11 protein-coding genes are annotated in these 13,454 nt (G+C 61.5%); 4 read left to right on the top strand and 7 right to left on the bottom strand.

Annotated elements, in window-relative coordinates; translation table 11 throughout:
* Positions 1 to 3: 3 nt before the first annotated feature.
* From MD273_RS13860 to MD273_RS13845, 4 genes are all read right to left on the bottom strand, one after another.
* Positions 4 to 987, bottom strand: a complete 984-nt coding sequence (locus MD273_RS13860) for an NADP-dependent oxidoreductase (RefSeq protein WP_239038368.1) — start codon at positions 985 to 987, stop codon at positions 4 to 6.
* Between the two features lie 98 nt (positions 988 to 1,085).
* Complete coding sequence (locus MD273_RS13855; RefSeq protein WP_239038367.1) at positions 1,086 to 1,559, bottom strand: acyl-CoA thioesterase; 474 nt, start codon at positions 1,557 to 1,559, stop codon at positions 1,086 to 1,088.
* On the bottom strand, positions 1,556 to 2,644 hold the full coding sequence (locus MD273_RS13850; protein ID WP_239038366.1) for an SMP-30/gluconolactonase/LRE family protein: 1,089 nt from the start codon (positions 2,642 to 2,644) through the stop codon (positions 1,556 to 1,558). Before MD273_RS13850 ends, MD273_RS13855 begins: the two co-directional genes overlap by 4 nt.
* Before the next feature lie 110 nt (positions 2,645 to 2,754).
* A complete protein-coding gene (locus MD273_RS13845; RefSeq protein WP_239038365.1) occupies positions 2,755 to 3,552 on the bottom strand; it encodes an alpha/beta fold hydrolase in 798 nt (265 codons plus the stop codon).
* A 390-nt stretch (positions 3,553 to 3,942) separates the two neighbouring features.
* Here MD273_RS13845 and MD273_RS13840 point away from each other — a divergent pair, with 390 nt between their 5' ends.
* The 3 genes from MD273_RS13840 (at position 3,943) to MD273_RS13830 (ending at position 7,201) form a co-directional block, all read left to right on the top strand.
* Positions 3,943 to 5,019: an AraC family transcriptional regulator gene (locus MD273_RS13840; protein ID WP_239038364.1), complete on the top strand. Its 1,077-nt coding sequence runs from the start codon at positions 3,943 to 3,945 to the stop codon at positions 5,017 to 5,019.
* The gene (cls, locus tag MD273_RS13835; RefSeq protein ID WP_239038500.1) at positions 5,019 to 6,449 is read left to right on the top strand and encodes a cardiolipin synthase; all 1,431 of its coding nucleotides are present in this window, start codon (positions 5,019 to 5,021) and stop codon (positions 6,447 to 6,449) included. Before MD273_RS13840 ends, cls begins: the two co-directional genes overlap by 1 nt.
* An 83-nt stretch (positions 6,450 to 6,532) precedes the next feature.
* Entirely contained in the window at positions 6,533 to 7,201 is a 669-nt protein-coding gene (locus MD273_RS13830) for a GntR family transcriptional regulator (protein WP_239038363.1), read from the top strand.
* A 15-nt stretch (positions 7,202 to 7,216) separates the two neighbouring features.
* Here the strand turns inward: MD273_RS13830 and MD273_RS13825 are convergent, their stop codons facing one another.
* Both MD273_RS13825 and MD273_RS13820 read right to left on the bottom strand, forming a co-directional pair.
* Complete coding sequence (locus MD273_RS13825) at positions 7,217 to 9,298, bottom strand: patatin-like phospholipase family protein (RefSeq protein ID WP_502846063.1); 2,082 nt, start codon at positions 9,296 to 9,298, stop codon at positions 7,217 to 7,219.
* 147 nt (positions 9,299 to 9,445) lie between these two features.
* A complete protein-coding gene (locus tag MD273_RS13820; protein ID WP_239038361.1) occupies positions 9,446 to 10,042 on the bottom strand; it encodes a hypothetical protein in 597 nt (198 codons plus the stop codon).
* 203 nt (positions 10,043 to 10,245) lie between these two features.
* On the opposite strand from MD273_RS13820, the gene MD273_RS13815 reads away from it, so the two are divergent.
* On the top strand, positions 10,246 to 10,611 hold the full coding sequence (locus tag MD273_RS13815; RefSeq protein WP_239038360.1) for a hypothetical protein: 366 nt from the start codon (positions 10,246 to 10,248) through the stop codon (positions 10,609 to 10,611).
* Between the two features lie 12 nt (positions 10,612 to 10,623).
* Here MD273_RS13815 and MD273_RS13810 read toward each other — a convergent pair whose 3' ends face one another.
* On the bottom strand, positions 10,624 to 13,413 hold the full coding sequence (locus MD273_RS13810; RefSeq protein ID WP_239038359.1) for an ATP-binding protein: 2,790 nt from the start codon (positions 13,411 to 13,413) through the stop codon (positions 10,624 to 10,626).
* Positions 13,414 to 13,454 lie beyond the last annotated feature (41 nt).

The raw sequence follows: 13,454 nt of genomic DNA, 5'->3' as shown, positions 1-13,454 counted from the left end.
CCCTCAGCGGCAATCCAACACCAGCTTGCCGCGAACATGCCCCCCCTCAAGGGCTTCATGGGCATCCCGGACCTGGCCCAGTGTAAACCGGCCATCAATATGCACCCGGACATCGCCGTCCTCGATCAGCTCGGCGATCTCCTCCAGGTGGAAAACATCCGGGCGCACGGTCATGCCATGGGCCCGAAGGCCCATCTCTTCAGCGGCACTGATGATTTCATCTGCAGTCACCGTGGGAATGGTGACCAGGACGCCGCCCTCGCCGAGGGTGTGCAGTGAACGCTTGCCGACGTCCCCGCCCATCAGGTCCAGTACCATGTCCAGTCCGTAGCATTCGTCGGCGAAGTCGGTGGTGTGGTAATCGATCACCTCGTGAACTCCAAGCTCCGCCAGAAAATCCCGGTTACGGGCCGAGGCCGTAGCAATCACATGGGCGCCCCGCTCCAGAGCAAACTGCACAGCAAAATGGCCAACACCGCCGGCACCGGCATGAATCAGGATCTTCTGTCCGGATTCCAGCTTGCCCATTTCAAACAGTCCCTGCCATGCGGTAAGGGCCGCCAGGGGCACACCGCCGGCAGCAACAAGGTCCAGTTCCTCGGGCACTATCGCCAGTTCATCGGCAGCAGCCAGGGCATATTCGGCGTAGCCTCCACCAGCGGCCGGAAATCCTACCATCCCCATGACACGGTCCCCCGGCGCCAGGGTCGTGACCCCGCCGCCAACCGCAGTCACTTCGCCGGCCACATCGTAGCCCGGAGTCCACGGCAGGGTGTTCTCGATCTGGCGTGCAGCGAACCCCAGCCCCTTGCGGGTTTTCCAGTCAATGGGGTTCAGGCCGGCGCCATGCACCCGCACCAGCACCTGCCCTTCTGCGGGCTCGGGTACCGGACTTTCCACCACCTGCAGAACGTCCCGTTCACCAAAACGGTCATAGACCACGTGGCGCATGGAAGTATCGGAGTTGTTGTCGTTGGTGAATTCCATGGGTCGCTCCAGACATCGGTGGTAACTATCGTTGGTAACCATGACGGGTTACCGGGGTTGACGCTCTCAGACTAGCAGAAATCCGGTCCCGGGGAAGCTCATACCTGAGCCAGGCCCGTGCCGCCGCTGACCGAAGCGGCTGACAGGATCTCGGCAAATTCCTTTGGCGCCCGGGAAGGACGCTGGGTTTTCATATCAACACAGGCATGGGTCGATACCGCCCTCACCAGGGTTTTACCGTCCGCGGGCCGCACCAGCTGGAATTGGCGGGCGGAACGGAAGCGTCCATCGAACCCGGTAAGCCAGGTAGCCAGTAGCAGCCGGTCGCCGGCATTGGCCGAAGCGAGGTAATCGATCTCGGTACGGGTGATTGCCATGGCCTTGCCGGTGGTCTGGTGCATTTCCCAGGTCATGCCCAGGCTTTCGATGTGGGCCCAGCTGACATCTTCGAGCCAACGAACGTAAACCACGTTGTTGGCATGCCCCAGGCGATCGGTATCTTCCTCACGCACGGTAATTTCGAGGGTAAAAGGATCCGGCAGATCCCAGTCAATTTCCTGTTCGACGGTCATTCGGCAGTATCTCCCAGCCCCGGAATGGCGTGTAACGGTAGCCGCCCGATACGGTCATTGTGAAGTGAACCAAAGTATAGAACGCCGTCGTGAGGATTGACCGAGGTAATCTCCTGCAAGTGGGTGCCCCGGGTGTCATGCAGGCTGGTGATCGGATTGCCGTCCCGGTCGAAGGCCACTACCAGCCCGTACTCCTGGGGAGTGGGTTTCAGGCTGTCTGGCAGTTTCGCAACCAGGTCCTTGAGCCACGGTGTCCGGTGCAGGGCATCGACCTGGGGATTACGCAGGGTCGGGAACGCTACCCAGTAACGGCCTTCTCCATCCACTGCCAGGTTATCCGGGAATCCGGGCAGGTTGTCGGCAAAGACCTCGGCCCGACCGGCCCGGGGGCCTTGCAGCCAGTACCGGAGAATGCGGTATTTCCAGGTTTCGTTAACCAGCACAAAGTCGCCATCCGGGGAGACCGCGACCCCGTTGGCAAAATGCAGGTTGCCCAGCAGGACCTCGGCCTTTCGGGTCCTCGGTGAGTACTGCAGGAGGCGCCCGTGAGGGCGCATCTCCAGCAAATCAAGGCGGTAGTCCGGCTGATGGAAGCGTGAGCTGGCGTCGGTAAAATAGATTGTGCCATCCGGCCCGATGTCGACATCGTCGGTAAACCTGAAAGGCGTGCCCCCGGCTTCCCGGGCCAATACCGTGATGGTTTTGTCCGGGGCGATGGACAACAGCCCCTTCCAGGCATCCGCAACAATCAGGTTGCCCTCGCCATCAAACACCATTCCGAGGGGCCGGCCGCCGGTTTCAAGCCACTTCTCCATGCGACCGTCCGGAAAGACGCGGACGATGAAGCCGTCCTGGGTGCCACCGTAAAGAACGCCATCGGGCCCGACGGTCGTATCCTCGGGACCATAGACCTGCCCGCGAGCCAACAGATCTGCCAGTCTGAGTCGCTCATTGGGCGCCAGAATTCCGGTCAGGGGTGGTGGCGAGGGCGGTTCCCAGGCCTTGCTGTCAATGGGCGACGGCGTCAGCAGAAAACTGCCGAGCAACAGAAACACCACCAGCAACCCGATCAACAACCACTTCATAGAGTGCGCCCGCCCGTTGTTATTTTCCGATTTCCCCGCCAGGACAATGGCCTAACCATAGCAGACCCGGGCCAGACCATAAAAACGACCCTCGTCAGACAGCGATGGCTTCAGTCCTTGTCATCAAGGAAGCGACGGCACAGTGCGGCGAAAGTATCGGCTTTCTCGGCATGCAGCCAGTGGCCGGTATCCTGGATGATGCGCAGCTCGGCTGAAGGAAACAGGCGCATGATCTGGTCCCGGTGTTTTTCCTGAATGTAGGCGGATTCAGCACCCTTGAGGAACAGGACCGGGCCATTGAAGGGGCCATCCCCCTCCGGGGCTTTGGCGAGATTTGCATAGCAGGCATCGATCACCGGCAGGTTCAGCCGCCACCGGAACATGGGGCCATCAGCGGATTGTTCATCACCGGGCACCCGCTCCAGGTTCTTCAGCAGGAACTGCCGGACACCGGGTGTCTCGACAAACTCCGCCAACAGTCGGTCGGCGTCCTGCCGGGTGCGCACGCTGGTCAGATCAAGGCTTCTCAGCCCCTCGAGAATGACATCGTGGTGGGGTTTGTAGCTGACGGGCGAGATGTCCGCCACAATCACTTTCTCGACCCGCTCCGGCGCCATCAGGGCCACTTGCATGGCCACCTTGCCTCCCATGGAATGTCCCAGAATCGAGGCCTTGTCCAGTCCCTGGGCATCCATGTAGGCAAGCACATCTTCGGCCATGGACGGATAGTCCATGGTATCGGTGTGCGGGGAGCTGCCGTGGTTGCGCTCGTCCAGGGCGTGAATCTGCCATTCATCCTGCAGCCGGCGCGCGATCCCTCCGAGGTTTTCCAGTGACCCGAACAGGCCATGCAGCAGGATCAGGGGTTTGCCTTCACCGGTTATTCGATGATTCAGCTCGACACTCATGGACAGACAGCCTCCGCTTTGGAAAGGATCATTCTTGAAGCGGATACATTACCACTGCCAGCCCATCGAGCAAGGCAGGTAATTCCAGGGACGAAAAAAAGCCGGGGGTTACCCGGCTTAAGGTCATAGGCTGAACGCCTGTCTGATCAACAGTAGAAGATGCTGTTCAGATATTCCGCCAGAGCAATCACGTTCTTGCGTTCCTGCTCGCTATGGGGCACAAAGATTTCCTGTTCCATACAACACCTCCATCAAGTGCGCTTTGATTATTCCAACCTGATACCTTGATGCTATCGTTGTAGGGCAAACATGCCGTTGACAAGTTGTCCCATACGTTTGACATTTTGTACCAGCGTCCATGACAGCCTGTTAACCTTCAGAAGGAATGTTGTGAGTTCCTCGCATCCGGATACCCCGACAGCCAGCCCTCCCGGCGTTGCCGCCTCCAGCACGCTGGCGCTGGTGCATTACCTGGAACGCCAGGGCGTACTGGACCGGGACCGGATCACCCGCATCACCGGCCTGGATTCCGGTGAACTCGAAGATCCGGACCGCCGAGTGGCCGCCGATGCCCACTACCGGCTGTGGGAATATGCCGAACAGGTGACCGGCGACCCTGGCGTCGGCCTACATGCCGGCAAGCTGGTCGATCCGGAGCGCATGGGACTGGTGGGGCATGTGTTCTTCAACTGTGACACCCTGGGCGAAGCAGTCACCCAATATGTCCGCCTGCACCGGCTGATCAACGAGTCGGTGATCCTTTCCTTCGAGCAGAGTGGCGATACTGCCATCCTGACCTGGCAACCGGACACCCCGGAACATTACTGCCGCCAGGATATGGACCGGACCCTGGCCGCCGCCCTGAGTCGGACCCGGCACTTCATCCATCCCGGCATCCGGGCCGAGTGGGCCGAGATCGCCCATGAAAAGCCCTCCTACGCCCATGAATACGAGGTCCTGCTGGGCGGGCCGGTAACCTTCGGGCATGGCGTCACCCGCGTCGCGTTCGACACCCGCCACCTGAGTCACCCGATACCTCACCGCAATCCCTACGTCTATTCGGCGGTTCTTCGCCAGGTCAATTTCCTGCTGGCGCGGCTGCAGACCCGTCGCTCCTTCAGCCGGAAGATCCGCCGGCTCATTTCCCGGCAGATGGCAACCGATCGGATTGATGCCGATACCCTCGCCCGCCAGTGCCACATGAGTCGCCAGACCCTCTACCGCAAGCTCAAGAAAGAAGGACTGAGTTTCCACGAACTGGTGGAGGAGGTGCGCAAGGACAAGGCGCTGCGTTATGTTGCCGCCGACCAGTATGCCCTGGGCGAAATCGCCTTCCTGCTGGGTTTTTCCGAACTCAGCGCCTTCAGTCGTGCCTTCAAGCGCTGGACCGGCCGGGCACCGGCCCAGTATCGGGCCGAACACCTGAACGCCGGAGCCACCCCGCCCGACTCAGGGAGATCGTCGTGATGGAGAGCTTCCCGCTGATTGCCGTTGCTGTCGGCCTGCTCTACGTCGGAGCGTTGGCGTGCATCTATCGTATCCTGCTGACTTACCGTACCCCCCAGGGTGCGATTGCCTGGATCATTGGCCTGCTCGGCATTCCCTATGTGACCGTACCGCTGTTCCTGTTGATCGGCCGGAACCGTTTCGGCGGCTACGTCAAGGCCAGGCGCATGGGGGACGAGTCCCTGACGGCGCTGCTGAACCGGTTTGAGCAACAGACCACCTCCATTCCCGCACCCGGTAACGACCGTTTCCAGGATGAACTGCAGGTATTGTGCAAACTGGGCCGACAGCCGTTCACCGACGGCAACCAGTGCACCCTGCTGCGCGACGGTGAAGCCACCTTCGAGGCGCTGTTCGAAGCGATGGAAGATGCCTGCAGCTACATCCTGCTGGAGTTCTACATTGTCCGCTCCGACCGGGTCGGGCAGCGCATCAAATCGATCCTGGAGCGGAAACTGGCCCAGGGCGTCGAAGTCTGGTTCCTGTACGACGACATTGGCAGCGCCTTCCTGCCCCGCCGGTATCTGCGGGAGCTGGCCCGGGCCGGAGCCCGGGTCGCCTCGTTCGGCGATGGTAACATCCGCCGACGCCGGTTCCAGATCAACTTCCGCAACCACCGCAAGTTGCTGGTGTGCGACGGCCGGGTTGGCTTTGTGGGTGGCATCAACCTGGGGGATGAATACCTGGGCACCGCCATGGACCAGGATCCCCTGCGGGACACCCACTGCCGGATCGAAGGCCCGGCGGTGAGTGGCCTCCAAATGGCGTGGCTGGAAGACTGGAACTGGGCCAGTGACAAGCTGCCTACCCTCGACTGGAGCGCCGGCGAGCACACGCCGGGCAACGAGGAGGTACTGATCCTTCCGACCGGGCCGGCCGATACCTGGGAAACCTGCACCCTGTTTTTCCTGAACTGCATCAACAATGCCCGTTCCCGGATCTGGATCGCCTCGCCTTACTTCGTCCCGGACTTCCAGATCATGAATGCCCTGCAACTCGCCGCCCTTCGGGGCATCGATGTCCGCATCCTGATCCCGGAAACCCCGGACAACCGTCTGATCAAGCTGGCCGCCTACTCCTACCTGGTGCAGGCCAGTCAGGCGGGCATTGGCATCTATCGCTATCAGCCCGGTTTCATGCACCAGAAGGTGGTTCTGGTCGATGACCGTTATGCCGCAGTGGGTACCGCCAATCTCGACAACCGCTCCATGCGCCTGAACTTCGAGATCACCGCCATCAACACCGATCCGCAGTTTGTAGCCGAAGTGGAGCAGATGCTGGAAGAGGACCTGAGCAGCTGCCGCCGAATGACCGAAAGCGACTACCGGGACCGTTCGATCCTGTTCCGGCTTGCCTGCCGTGCCATCCGACTGAGTGCGCCCCTGCTGTAACCCCGACCGCGGACTGGCTCAGGCCCACCGGAATGTGCGACTATGCGACCATCTCCAACCGTCTGCAGTAGCCATAAACCGACATGAACGCTTTCAAACCCCGTGAGACCCTGACCGAACAGGTCGCCCGCCACCTTGAAAACCTGATCGTGTTTGGCCAGCTTCGCTCCGGAGAGCGCATCTACGAGGGGTCCATGGCAAAGGAAATGGACGTCAGCCACGGGTCGATCCGGGAGGGGTTACTCCTGCTGGAAAAGCGACACCTGGTGCGCAATGTTCCGCGCAAGGGAGCGTTCGTCACAACCCTCGACGATTACTTTGTGCGCAGCCTGTACGAGACCCTGGAGCTCTACCTTACCCATACCGGCCGAAAACTGGTGCGCCAGTGGCAGCCCTCCGACATGGAACGGCTCGAATCACTTCACAGCCAGATGAAGGCCTGCTACCAGAAAAACGACCTGATGACCTTTCTGGAAGTGGGCATCGAGTACACCAAGGCCTCTCTGGCCTACGCAGACAACTACTTCATCGTCACCGCCATTGATGACCTCTGGCCCTCCGCCCGGCGCTGCGCTTTCGTTGCGTTCCAGCACGGCGGCAACCAGGTGCTCGAGGACAATCTCGCCAACATGGAAGAGTCGATCAGCGCGATCCGGGATCGTGACGAGGAGCGCCTCGCCGGCATCCTCCACCGCTTCGCCCTGCAGCAATGCCAGCAAGTGCTGGACGCCATTGCCCAGAAAGACCGATGAAGCAGACTGGCCGACTCAATAGAACAGCTGGGTGAAGGAAAATCCCAGGTTGAGGTAGGCACTCCAGTTGTCCTCGTTGTTGTAGGCGCCCGCCAGCTGGACCGGTCCGAGGAAAGTATCCACCCCGGCAAACAGACTCCAGGAACGCACCGAGCTATCCCAACTGGCATCACTCAGGGAATCCCAGGCGTTACCCGCCTCGAAACCCGCCCCGGCGAACCAGGGCAGGAGGGGGCCGCCAAAACTCTGGCTGGCGTAGAATGCCGTCATTGCCGCACTCTCGCCGGTGATTTGACCGGGTGCGAACGCCGACAGGCGCCGGAAGCCCCCCAATCGGACGTGGTTCTCGACCCCCGCCTCACCACGGACGACATCCTCCGCGAACACCAGCCCTGTGAGGGTCAGGTCCTGCCAGCTTCCGGTGCCCAGGAGCAGAGTGGTCACCGAGTCAAAATGCCGGTCAGACCCGAGGTCCTCCCTCTCGAACCGGGCCTTTGCTCCGGCAAACGCCCCACCGGTCGGGAAGAACGAATCGTTGAGGGAATCATGGACCAGCCGCAGCGTCAGGTTGCCCCGATGGATAGCGTCGTTCGGAGCCACCGGCTCCCCTACTTCCTCGTCCACCGTCGAATAGCCCCTGGTGTAGGTCAGCCGGACCTCCGCATCACCGCCCAGCTCCATACCCAGGGCAAGGTCCGCCGAGCGAAACGTGACATCCACCTCTGCAACCTGCCTGCCGGCGTCGTCATAAACACCGAAATTGTCCCGGGAATACTCGCCGCCGAGGACAAAGAAGCGGTCGTAACCGTAATCCAGTGGCTGATACCACTGGGTCCTGACCCAGGGTTCGGTACCCAGCTGGAGCCCGGTATGCCACTCGCCACCAAGTCGGTTAAGCTCCGTCATGCGCAGTGCAGACGCGATATTGAAACGGGTTTCACCGTCGAAATTGTCTTCGTAGCCAAGCCCGAACGACAGGTAATTGGGCCCCCAGGTCTTTTCCCGGGGTTGTATGACCAGCACCGTACCCTCCGGAGAGGGCGACAGGGAGTAGGAAACCGTTTCGTAATAGCCAAGCCCGTAGATCCGTTTGAGATCTTCCTCCAATGCCGGGACGTCCAGGGGTTCACCGACGGGCTGACGAATTCTCTGGCGAAGGAAATCCCCAGCCAGCCGTCGGCTGCTCTCGATCTCGATACGGGCAATCGGACCGGCACTGAACGCGCGGGTGGACATCCGGGCCTTGTAGGCAGCCCAGTCGGCGCGTGACACCTGCAACGGTCTCAATTCACTGGCATGGTTGCGGGCCGCGGTCGCACCCAGCTCGAACAGCAATGGCGCCTGGTAGAAATCGGCCGAGGTGTGGCCCTGCAGGTCCGGCCGGATCAGTATGTCCCGTTGGTCGAGCAACGCCAGTTGGTGTTCTGTGTTTCGACGGGTCAGCAGGGTGGTAAGCTGACCGACCACGGAAAATGCCTCCCTCAGGTCGTCGGCGTCCATCAGCGGGTCGGTGATGTCGACGGCAATGATGACCTCCGCCCCCATATCCCGTGCGACGCTGACCGGCAGGTTATTGGCCACGCCGCCATCAACCAGCAGCCGCCCGTCCAGCTCCACCGGGGCGTAAACACCCGGGATACTCATGCTCGCCCGAACCGCCTCAGCCAGGCTCCCCCGGCCGATCACAACCTGTTCGCCGGTTGCAAGATCGGTGGCAACCGCCCGGAACGGAATCGCCAGCCGATCAAAGTCCTCCACCAGGGCGGCATTTCGCGTCAGTTCGTTGAGAATAAACCCCAGGTTCTGGCCCGCGACGATTCCACCGCCAACGTGCAGCCCATCGGCCCGGACCCCGAGGCCCGGCATCACAGGAAAACGCCAGTCGTCCTGTTTGCGACGGATCGGCTTGAAGCCCCGTCCCGGGTCGTCACGGAAACTGGACAGCCAGTCCATTTCGATAAACCGCTCTTCGATCCGGGCAACCGACATGCCGGAAGCGTAGAGGGCGCCAACCGCAGAGCCGGCACTGGTGCCGACCACGACGTCCACCGGGATTTTCATCTCCTCCAGTACCCGGAGCACACCCACGTGGGCCATGCCCTTGGCCCCGCCGCCGCTGAGCACCAGCCCCACCCGGGCACGCTCGCGAGCGTCCGCCAGCAAGGATGCCGGCGTCAGCAGACACAGGAGGAAGATACAAAGAGCTTTCAACGAACCTGTCCTTGTTATCGGCCGGCCTCAGCGCTAGCCCTTGTCGTCCTCGTCCACGAGGGCCAGGTGCGACACATCCGGGACCATCGGAGGCGGCAGGTCCCGCTCGACCCCGAGGTCGGAGCCGGCCGGCGCCAGCGTCCAGTCATCCAGGTGCTCGAACATGGGCGCTTCCGCCTCCTGGTGTTCCACCAGGGTCACGCCAACGGGATCCAGATTCAGGCCGCTACCGGCGAGGATATCGTCCACTTTTTCCCCGGCCACCGGTAACCGGTCACCCGGTTCCACTTCCGGCACACCGCCTCCGGCGGCGCCGGTGGGCGCACTCGCTGTTGACTTGGGAGCCGGCTCACCGGCTTCCGGTCCGGGGGCGGCGGAGCGCGACGGCTCCGGCGCCGGTCGGGCGCCGGGCATGGGCTGGACATAGGCCAACATGCCATGTTTTTTCAGTACCGCCCGATACTTTTCGGCCTGGGCCTCCTCAAGCTTGTTGCGGATGACCACTGTCTGGCCACTGAACATCCGCTCGACCTGATCGACGGAAGCCTTGAACAGCGCCCGGGCGTTATTTCTTGCCGTCTGCTCATCGGTTCCCGGAACACACTCGCCTTTGAATACCAGCTGGAACATGGCTCTCTCCCTACCGTTTGTTCTTTTGAAAGAATAGTTGATCGGCCCGCCCGGAGCAGCCCGGAGATATGGTATCCAGACTGCAAACAATTGAAAAACTTTCCCCGACACCGGCGCAATCGACGCCACACTCTGGAATAATGGCCTGTAACGAGATGTTACACTTTGTTACACTGCCCGCACGGTAACCAGGGAGTGGACGCATGAGCCTTCAGATTCTAGCCCGCACAGTCATCGCCGGTGTCATCCTGGCTTCGCCAATGGCGCATGCCGAAAATATCGATGTGCTGATGAGCGAGCTCTTTCCCCAGCAGCAGGCGACCTACATAGGGTATGAAAGCGTTGTCCGCGAGGACATACCGGTTTCAGCCTCGGTGGACCGCAAATACCTGATCGTGGATTTCCGCTTCGCAGCGGGCGAACCACCGACCGAACAGCTGCAGGCCAGCGTCCACAAGGTATGCATGGCGCTGCTGAAAGACCGCGACCTGATCCGCGACCTGTCCGAATCCGGCTACGACATGGTGTCCGTCGCCTTCGACAGACGCTCCCAGTTCGACTGCCTGTAATCAGCGCCAGCCTCAGCCCTGCCGGCCCAACAGCTTCGGAAACGATTCCAGGGCACCGTTCACCGCATCCAGATTGAACGCTTCCACGTCTGCCAGCAGTTTTTCCCCGTAGCGGGTTACCGACGGCGACCGATGCCGCTGGCCCCAGGCTACGACACGCCGGGCAAAATCCTTCATCTGCTCCGGGTCGCCGCTCTCGCGAACCGCTTCCCACTCGTCACCAAAGTCCCGGGACAGCTGCTGGCGCAACCAGCCACGCTCCTGCATGCTCAGGGTCTGGGCCAGCAAGCGTTCCTCTTCCTTCGGCTCGCCATCCTCCCCGGCCTGTTCGACCGTGGCCTCTACTTGCGGCAGCGTGACGGTAAACACCGATCCCGCGCCGGGGTCGCTCTCTACCGCAAGATCCCCCCCCATCATACGGGCAAGCTTGCGACTGATTGCCAGCCCCAGGCCGGTGCCGCCATAACGCCGGGTATTCTGCCCTTCCTGTTGCTCGAAGGCATCGAAGATCCGGTCCAGCTGGTCCGGCGGTATACCGATGCCGGTGTCACTGACCGTGACCACCAGCTGATAGTACTGGCGATCCGTTGCCTTACCATGCTCATCCGGGGCGTCTTGGAGCGGTGTCGCTGTAGCACGGACAGTCACGCCACCTTCGTGGGTGAATTTGATCGCGTTGCCCACCAGGTTGAACAGCACCTGGCGTAGCCGGGTCTCGTCCAGCATCATCGCAGCGGGCATCCTCGAGTCCACACTCACTTCCAGGGTGATACCCTGTTCACGGGCGCGAAGGTCGAAAATATGCCGGACATCCCCGAGCAGGCGCCGAACGGATACCGCCGAATAATCCAGTCGCATCTTGCCGGCCTCGATCCGGGAGAGGTCCAGGATGTCGTTGATCAGCATCAGCAGGCTGCGGCTTCCGGCACGAATGGCGTCCAGATAGCTGCGCTGCTGGGGGTCGGTCACGCTGTTGCTGAGCAGGTCGCTGTACCCGATCACCGCATTCATGGGTGTCCGGATTTCATGAGACATGTTGGCCAGGAACTCACTCTTGGCCCGGCTTGCAGCCTCGGCCTCCCTGGCCAGGCGCTCGGCCTCCAGCTTCGCAGCCCGTAACTCATCCTCACTGCGGCGCAGGGCATTCTCGGAACGTATCCGCTCGTCCACTTCCCGGGACAGTTTCCGGTTCCAGTACAGGAAGATCAGGACCACCACGATGGCGATCAACACCACCCGACGCACGACCGTGTAATCGGTCTCCTGCTCGATATCCAGGTGAATCCAGCGGTTATAGATGGTCTCGGTCTCCGAAGCCTCCAGGCTTGAAAGCCCCTTGTTCAGGATCCGGTGCAGTTCCGGATTGTCCTTGCGCACCGCCAGCCTGAGGTCGTACTGGTAGGGGGTGATACTGGTTATGCGCAGGTTCGACAACCCCAGACGGGCCACAATGTAGCTGACCGCCGGTATGTGGGTCACCATGACATCCAGGTCTCCGTTGGACAGGGCCAGCAGACCTTCCTCCACATCCCTCACCGGATAGAGGTTCAGGTTCGGATGGTTGATCAGCAGGTAATCATGAGCTGCGTGACGATTGACGACACCGACACGCTCGCCCCTCAGCTCCCGAAGATCCCCGATAAAGCGACCGTCATCACGGATCACCAGTGCGATGGGCACATTGAGGTAGGCTCGGGTAAACAGGTAGCCGCTTTCGGTGCGGGGTGTACGCGGCAGAGCCGGAAGAATGTCCACCTCGCCATCCGCGAGCTTTTGCTCTGCCTCGGACCGATCCTTCACGAGAGTCCGGCTGAAACGGATACCCAACTCGGATTCCAGCCGGGTCACCAGGTCCGCCACCAGACCCGTGGGCTTCTCGTCCTGTTCATATTCGAACGGCGGCCAGTCCGAACGGAAGGCCACCCGGAGATTGGGATTGCGCTTGAGCCAGTCCACGTCCGTCGCCGATAGCTCAACACCGCTGCGTTCCATCGACGGTACATCGGCCTGCAGCCAGGACTGACGGATCACCCGGTGCTCGTTGTGGCTGATGGCGGCAATTGCACTGTCGAGTACCCGGAACAGGCGTTCGTTCGTCGCCGGCACCTGGAGCGTCACATCCACCGGCTTGTCGTCCAGCAACTTCGCCAGCCCGATACCGTTGATCATGGCTGATTGCAGATAGTCGGAAACCACCGGAACCGGCCCGACAAACGCCTGCGCCTTTCCGGACAACACGGCACTGACGGCCTCTCCGATCCCGTTGACCGGTACCGGCTGGAACTCCTCTACCGGTTCAAGCATCGCATACTGGTTGGTATCACCCTCAACGATGGCAACCTGCCCTCCCTCAAGATCCGCGAGGGTCTGGATCGCCGCGTCACCGGCGCTGACAAAGAGCCCGTAGGTCAGGGTCATCAGGGGCTTGGTCATTCGCTGGCCCCCGGAGATCCGGGTGCCGGGTGCATGGGTGGTCAGAATCGCGTCGGGCCGGGGCTGTCCGGCACCATCCTGATCCGTATCCTCCAGGACGACCGGGTCCACCGGCACCCTCAGCTTGTCAGAGAGACGGGCCAGGTAATCGATGTAGGTGCCTGCCAACACCCCGTCGCCGGTATCGAATACCAGCGGTACCTGACCGGCCTCGACGCCCACCACGAATCGTTCCTGATGTTGCAGCCACTCCAGGTCAGACTGGCCCAGCACCGGGGCGGGCGAGGGTTGGGGAGGGTCCGCCAGAACGGGGGATTGAAACAGGCCGAGCAGGCTGCATAGTATCAGGGAGCGAAGGGCGACCTTCACTGGATATCCTCCCGGGATTCGCTAAAGTTCAGTGAACAATA

It is taken from the genome of Marinobacter sp. C7 (assembly GCF_022343555.1).
Lineage (GTDB): Bacteria > Pseudomonadota > Gammaproteobacteria > Pseudomonadales > Oleiphilaceae > Marinobacter.
The sequence above is the reverse complement of the archived record's forward strand: the minus strand, read 5'-3'. Positions and strand labels throughout refer to the sequence as shown.

Coding starts and splice junctions, on each gene's coding strand:
- MD273_RS13860 (WP_239038368.1), bottom strand. CDS start 987: ATGGAATTCACCAACGACAACAACTCCGATACTTCCATGCGCCACGTG.
- MD273_RS13855 (WP_239038367.1), bottom strand. CDS start 1,559: ATGACCGTCGAACAGGAAATTGACTGGGATCTGCCGGATCCTTTTACC.
- MD273_RS13850 (WP_239038366.1), bottom strand. CDS start 2,644: ATGAAGTGGTTGTTGATCGGGTTGCTGGTGGTGTTTCTGTTGCTCGGC.
- MD273_RS13845 (WP_239038365.1), bottom strand. CDS start 3,552: ATGAGTGTCGAGCTGAATCATCGAATAACCGGTGAAGGCAAACCCCTG.
- cls (WP_239038500.1), top strand. CDS start 5,019: ATGGAGAGCTTCCCGCTGATTGCCGTTGCTGTCGGCCTGCTCTACGTC.
- MD273_RS13830 (WP_239038363.1), top strand. CDS start 6,533: ATGAACGCTTTCAAACCCCGTGAGACCCTGACCGAACAGGTCGCCCGC.
- MD273_RS13825 (WP_502846063.1), bottom strand. CDS start 9,298: ATGGCCCACGTGGGTGTGCTCCGGGTACTGGAGGAGATGAAAATCCCG.
- MD273_RS13820 (WP_239038361.1), bottom strand. CDS start 10,042: ATGTTCCAGCTGGTATTCAAAGGCGAGTGTGTTCCGGGAACCGATGAG.
- MD273_RS13815 (WP_239038360.1), top strand. CDS start 10,246: ATGAGCCTTCAGATTCTAGCCCGCACAGTCATCGCCGGTGTCATCCTG.